The sequence below is a fragment of the Roseovarius sp. TE539 genome, from assembly GCF_003298505.1.
Classification (GTDB): domain Bacteria; phylum Pseudomonadota; class Alphaproteobacteria; order Rhodobacterales; family Rhodobacteraceae; genus Roseovarius.
In genome coordinates this window covers 23,403-29,732 of sequence record NZ_QNGB01000036.1, presented here as the reverse complement: position 1 = coordinate 29,732, position 6,330 = coordinate 23,403, and the positions used below count along the sequence as shown (strand labels likewise).

General features: G+C 59.6%; 8 protein-coding genes. All 8 read left to right on the top strand.

The features are described 5' to 3' along the window. On the top strand, positions 1-490 hold a 490-nt coding region (locus DQW77_RS16190), incomplete at its 5' end, for a sugar phosphate nucleotidyltransferase (protein WP_258523890.1). Between the two features lie 154 nt (positions 491-644). Next, positions 645-2,459: a glutamine--fructose-6-phosphate transaminase (isomerizing) gene (gene glmS, locus DQW77_RS16185; protein WP_113259261.1), complete on the top strand. Its 1,815-nt coding sequence runs from the start codon at positions 645-647 to the stop codon at positions 2,457-2,459. A gap of 230 nt (positions 2,460-2,689) precedes the next feature. Next, a complete protein-coding gene (gene brnA / locus DQW77_RS16180; RefSeq protein ID WP_113259260.1) occupies positions 2,690-2,908 on the top strand; it encodes a type II toxin-antitoxin system BrnA family antitoxin in 219 nt (72 codons plus the stop codon). 274 nt (positions 2,909-3,182) lie between these two features. Beyond that, a complete protein-coding gene (locus DQW77_RS16175; protein ID WP_258523889.1) occupies positions 3,183-3,488 on the top strand; it encodes a type II toxin-antitoxin system Phd/YefM family antitoxin in 306 nt (101 codons plus the stop codon). Next, complete coding sequence (locus DQW77_RS16170; RefSeq protein ID WP_113259258.1) at positions 3,485-3,871, top strand: type II toxin-antitoxin system VapC family toxin; 387 nt, start codon at positions 3,485-3,487, stop codon at positions 3,869-3,871. Before DQW77_RS16175 ends, DQW77_RS16170 begins: the two co-directional genes overlap by 4 nt. 200 nt (positions 3,872-4,071) lie before the next feature. Next, entirely contained in the window at positions 4,072-4,302 is a 231-nt protein-coding gene (vapB, locus tag DQW77_RS16165; protein WP_113259257.1) for a type II toxin-antitoxin system VapB family antitoxin, read from the top strand. 11 nt (positions 4,303-4,313) lie between these two features. Beyond that, the gene (gene vapC, locus DQW77_RS16160; protein ID WP_309301325.1) at positions 4,314-4,703 is read left to right on the top strand and encodes a tRNA(fMet)-specific endonuclease VapC; all 390 of its coding nucleotides are present in this window, start codon (positions 4,314-4,316) and stop codon (positions 4,701-4,703) included. Between the two features lie 280 nt (positions 4,704-4,983). Then, positions 4,984-6,324, top strand: coding sequence for a nucleotide sugar dehydrogenase (locus DQW77_RS16155; RefSeq protein ID WP_113259255.1), 1,341 nt, complete (start codon positions 4,984-4,986; stop codon positions 6,322-6,324). Positions 6,325-6,330 lie beyond the last annotated feature (6 nt).

The following is a 6,330-nucleotide window of genomic DNA, read 5'->3' as shown; positions in this document are numbered from 1 at the left end:
CGTGATCGCGGCGGAAAAGCCCTGCCTTGAGCAGATGGTGGAGGCGTTCGCGGAAACGCAGGGCAACATCGTCGCCGCGATGGAGGTCCCGGACGAGACCGCGTCGAGCTACGGTATTCTCGACGTGAAGGAGGACATGGGGTCGATCGTGTCCACGCAGGGGATGGTGGAAAAGCCCGAACCGGGCAGCGCGCCGTCGAACCTCGCGGTGATCGGGCGCTACATTCTCACGCCACGGGTGCTGCAGAAACTGAACCAGAAAAAGACCGGCGCCGGTGGCGAGATCCAGTTGACCGATGCCATCGCGGACGCCCGTGACGATGGCGAGGAGGTCTATGGCTTCCGCTTTCGCGGCCAGCGCTTCGATTGCGGCTCCAAGGCCGGGTTCCTGCAGGCGACGGTGGCCTTCGCGCTGGCCCGCCCGGACCTGCGCGACGATCTGCAGGCCTATCTCGACGCGCTGATCCTGGCAGGCCGGGGCACGCAGTGACCGCCACGGGCCGGCAGAGCCATGAAATCATTCAACCCATGCCATTTTCGTGAAGCAGCGATCTGCGGCCCTCGCGGCCGCGGCCTGGGGGGAGCCCCCCGCCGGCAGGATCATTTGAAAGACCGATTTTGAAGATATCGAAAGGACCGGGCGCATGTGCGGGATAATCGGGATCCTTGGACAGACACCGGTGGCCGATCGGCTGCTGGACGGGCTGGCGCGGCTGGAATACCGCGGCTATGACAGCGCCGGCATCGCCGTCTGCGCGGAGGGCGCCACCCATGTGCGCCGCGCGGTGGGCAAACTGTGCAATCTCGAGGCCCTGATCGCCGGCGACCGGCCCGGTGGCCGCGTCGGGATCGGGCATACCCGCTGGGCCACCCATGGCGGCGCCACCGAGAGCAACGCCCATCCCCATCGAGCCGGCAGCGTGACGCTTGTGCATAACGGCATCATCGAGAACCACGCCGCGCTGCGTGCGACCCTGGAGGGGCAGGGGGCGCACCTGCGCTCGGAGACCGACACCGAGGTGGCCGCGGCCTGGCTCGATCACCTGCTGGGAAAATCCCGCACCCTTGACGAGGCCTTTCTGCAGTTGCTGCGCGATCTCGACGGGAGCTATGCGCTCGCGGTGGTGTTCGAGGGGTATCCGGACCTGATGTTCGCCGCGCGCCAGGGCTCGCCGCTCGCGATCGGCCACGGCCACCCGGCGGCGAATGGCACCGCGGAAATGTTCCTGGGCTCGGACGCCCTGGCGCTGGCGCCCTTCACCGACCAGCTGAGCTATCTGGAGGATGGAGACTGGGCCATCCTCCGCCCCGATCACGTGTCGATCTTCGACCGCGGGGGTCGGGAGGTGGTGCGCGACGTGGTCACGATCGCGCCCCGGGAGTTCCTGCCCGACAAGGGCCCATGGCCGCATTACATGCGCAAGGAAATCGAGGAGCAGCCCGAAAGCCTCGAACGTCTTCTGCATCGGTCTGTCGATCCGGCCACCGGCACGCTCCGGGCCATGGCCGACGAGATCGATCTGGCAGCGGTGGACAGGGTCGTGCTGCTGGCCTGCGGCACTGCGCATTACGCGTGTCATCTTGCCAGCTACTGGATCGAGGACCTCGCGCGGCTGCCCTGCGAGGTCGAGATCGCCAGCGAATACCGCTATCGCAACCGTCCGCTCTCGGGGCGCGAGCTGGTCATCGTGGTCAGCCAGTCGGGCGAGACCGCCGATACGTTTTCGGCGCTCACCGCGCTGTCCGGCAAGGTTGCGGCCCGGCTGGCCGTGGTCAACGTGACCACCAGCTCGATTGCCCGCGCGGCCGAGGCGGTGATCGATATCGCGGCCGGCCCCGAAATCGGCGTGGCGTCCACAAAGGCCTTTACCGGCCAGGCCCTGGCACTTCTGGTGATGGCCCTGAAGGTGGGGCACGCTCGTGACGTGTTGTCACGGCATGATGTGGAAAAACATGTGGAGCATATCGCGTCGGTTCCCGGCTGTGTTGCGGGCATGCTTGATCTGGCCGAGCCGATCCGGGCCATCGCCCGCCGGCTGGCGCCGCAGCGGGATGTTTACTTTCTTGGACGCGGGGAAAACTGGCCTCTTGCCCGGGAAGCGGCCCTCAAGATGAAGGAGATTTCCTACATTCACGCCGAGGCCTATGCGGCCGGCGAGCTCAAGCACGGACCCATTGCGCTGATCGAGCCCGGCACGCCGGTGGTCGTCTTCGAGAATCTGGACAGTCTCAAAGAGAAAACCGCCTCGAACATCACCGAGGTGGCTGCGCGGGGGGCGGATGTGATCCGCATCGGGCCGGGGGACGACTGCGATTTGCGCCTGCCAGAGACAACAGGGATCGGCTCGGTCTTCGCCTACGCGGTGGTGGCCCAGCTTCTGGCCTATTTTGTCGCGGTGGAGAAGGGCACGGATGTCGACCAGCCGCGCAACCTCGCGAAATCGGTGACGGTGGAGTGAGGTCACGGTAGATGTCATGATTTCCGGTCATGCCCGCGCGCGGGTCCGTCTCTCGTCACCACCAATCCGCGCGCGTTTGCCCGCGTCGGCGGGCGAAATCTTGAGGATTGGACGGCGTGACGGGGGCGCGTCATCCATCGCGGAACGGGGCGCCGGCCAGGATGATAGACACAGATCGTAAAGGACGGGCGCGGCGCATCTCAATGCGGGAGACCAGGAGATTGACCACTATGAAGGCGACTGACTTCGACGAACGCTTCGATGCGGGGGAAGACATCTCCGCCGAGGTCGATTGGGCCAAGGCGCGCCGTCTCAATGTTGAGGCCAAAAGGGTCACCGTGGATTTTCCCAGCTGGGGTATCGATGAGCTTGACCGGCAGGCCCAAAAGCTCGGTGTAACCCGGCAGGCGTTGATCAGGATGTGGATCGCTGAACGCCTGGCGGGGTAGAGATCCCATCGGCAATCCGGATCAGAGCCGTTTGTCGCGGATCCGCGGGATGCGAGGCCAGTTTTTGCGTTATCACGCCGACCGCGTCGCGACTTGAGGGTCATCTTATCGGGCATTTGAATCGGGCCGGGCGTCTTGAACAGATTGAACCTGCGATGGTCTGGCCGGCGTCTTTGGTCCACCTCTTTGCGATATCCATTAACTCGGTCCAAAAACCGGGGTCCACTCTGGGGAATGATCTTTGGTGTCAACAGGCGCTTGTCGAAGCACTTACTTGAAATGGACCATTGATTGGACTATTTTTCGGCGTGGAGGGTTTGGCATGCATCTCACAGTAACGAAAGCGAAGGCAAAACTGACGGAGCTCATCAAGCGGGCGGAAGCTGGCGAGGAGGTGATCTTGACTCGCCACGGCCACGACGTCGTGCAGCTTGTTGCTGTGCGGAATGTGCCCGGGGCCGACGATCGCAAATCCGTCATTGCCGGTGTGCGTGAAAGCGCGGCACGCAAGGTGCCTGAAGGGACATCCGCGGCACGCAGTCAGGATTTTCTGTATGGCGATGACGGCCTTCCCCAGTGATTGTCGTCGACACCTCGGCCCTGATGTCCTTGCTTCTGGGCGAACCGGAAGCGGACGCAGTCACCGGCGTCCTGGAAGGTGCCTCGGACGTCCGGATCTCGGCGGCGACCCTCGCCGAGGCCCGCATCGTTGCGGGGCGGCGGGGCTTTGCGTCCGAACTGGACGATCTGGTGGATGGCCTGGCGTTCATTGTTGACCCGGTCACCGGCGAGACCGCGCGTCATGTGTCAGATGCCTATTCCACTTGGGGGAAGGGCATTCATCCCGCGGCTTTGAATTTTGGCGACTGTTTTTCCTATGTGTCCGCCCGGTCTTTGGGCGCGCCATTGCTCTTCGTTGGGGACGATTTTTCCAAAACCGACATTGAAAGCGCGTTGGCGTGAAATGGCGTGATTTAAAGCGCCCGACGGCACTTTGGGTTATCGATGGGTCATCTCATCGGGCATTTGACCACGCGTGCATCGGTCGCGGGCGTCGGCGAGGTGCACTCTACCAGGTTGCGCAGGTTGACGATCATTTTAGTGTATACTAGGTGTATGTACGAGCGGTCAGGGCGCGCGGAGTCGCAAGCGGGAGGTGTGGCATGGAACGTGGATCGGTGTTTATGACGAACAAGACGCAAGCCGTCCGTTTCCCGAAGTCGGTGCGCCTGCCTGACGGCGTCACGAGTGTGGATATTCAGCGCCGCGGCCGAAGCTGGGTCATCACACCCTCCGGGCAAAGCTGGGCGGCATGGTTCGACGGTGAGGATGTCAGCAGCGATTTCATGACGGATCGTGAGCAGCCGGCAGACCAGGAGCGTGCAGAGCTCTGATGCTGCGGTACATGCTGGATACAAATATCCTGATATACACCGTCAAGAACAAACCTGATATGGTTCGGCACCAGTTCGAGGCGCATGACGGCGAGATCTGTGCATCAAGCATCACGGCCATGGAGCTTCTCTACGGTGCGCACAAGTCACACGCCGTTCGCCGCAATCTTGACGTCATCGAGGGTCTGCTTGGGCGCATCGAGCTTTTGGACTTCGGCCTCAGCGCTGCCGAACATGCCGGGCAGATCCGAGCCGAGCTTGCTGCGGCTGGAAATCCGATTGGACCGTTCGATGTCATGATTGCGGGTCATGCCCGCTCCAGGGGCATGTGCCTCGTCACCAACAATGAAAGCGAGTTCATCCGCGTCAGCGGGCTGCGTCTCGCGAACTGGGCAAAGTGACAACGAGGCGTTTGCATTTTGGTCATCACACTTTTCGTAATCGATCATTTGATCCAAAAACCGGTATCCACTTTTCGGAATGATCTTTTGCGATATCACGCCGACCTCTTCGCGACTTGAGGGTTTGCGTTATCGGGGGTTCGAGTTGGGTGCCGATTGACTGCCACACCACTATTCAATCGAATAGATGCACTCTCATTATGCACCATACCACGGACTGTATTGTGCAGGCTTTGTTTGGATTTCCATGCGCCATTTAAAAGACTGAACGGAGCGCCAAATGGCTGACAAACCTCATCCCAAGAATCTGCAAGAGTTGTTATCAAAACGAGACGCCGTGGTCGGTGTCATCGGGCTAGGCTATGTGGGCTTGCCATTCTGCATTGCTGCGGTATTCAAAGGCCTCACTACGATTGGCTTTGATGTCGATCCAGACAAACCAAGTGCGTTGGAGGAAGGCCGCAGTTACCTCAAACATATTGAGAATAGTTCGGTCGAAGACATGAAAAACAGTAGTCGTTTTTCTGCCACTACAAACTTTGATAGGCTCGCCGAACCCGATGTTCTTGTAATCTGTGTACCTACTCCGCTGACCAGACATAAAGAGCCAGATCTCACATATCTTATAGATACTACAGAGAAAATTGCCGAGCGTCTGCGTCCAGGCCAGCTGGTAATCTTGGAAAGCACAACATACCCAGGTACCACGGAAGAAGTAATGCTTCCCATTCTTGAGGCCAAAGGGCTTAAATCCGGCGAGGATTTTTTTCTTGCCTTCAGCCCGGAGCGCGAAGACCCAGGGAATGCGATATATTCTACTTCAACAATTCCTAAAGTAGTAGGCGCAGACACAGAAAGTGCGCGGACCGCAGCGGAAGACTTTTACTCAATATTTATTGATACTGTAGTGATGGTGTCTGATACGCGCACCGCCGAAATGGTAAAGTTGACAGAAAACATATTTCGTTCCGTCAACATCGCACTAGTAAATGAGATGAAGGTCATCTCCGAAGCGATGGATGTCGACATCTGGGAGGTGATTGATGCGGCGAAAACAAAACCGTTCGGTTTTATGCCCTTCTACCCGGGACCGGGTTTGGGTGGGCACTGCATTCCAATTGACCCATTCTATCTCACCTGGAAAGCAAAAGAGTATGATATCGCAACACGCTTCATTGAACTGGCGGGAGAAATTAATACTTCCATGCCTTACCGGGTTGTGGAACGACTGGTACAGGAACTTGACGCCCGGGTCGGCAAGGGTCTGAACGGGTCACGAATTCTAATCGGTGGCATTGCGTACAAGAAGAATGTGGACGACATGCGGGAAAGCCCCGCCCTCAAGATCATGGAGATTCTTGAGCGTCGCGGCGCCCAAGTGTCGTTTTATGACCCTTTCGTCCCAAAGATTCCCAAAACTCGGGAGCATCCCGAGATGACCGGTCGGGAAAGCGAAACCTGGCGTTTCGATCTGACCGCTGACCACGATGCGGTACTCATCGTCACCGACCATGACACTGTCGATTATGAAAACTTGGTGAAACATGCCCTGCTAATAGTCGACACTCGCAACGCTTGTCGCAAGGCTGGCGTTTGGTCGAATAACATCGCTCTGGCCTGAACTGGA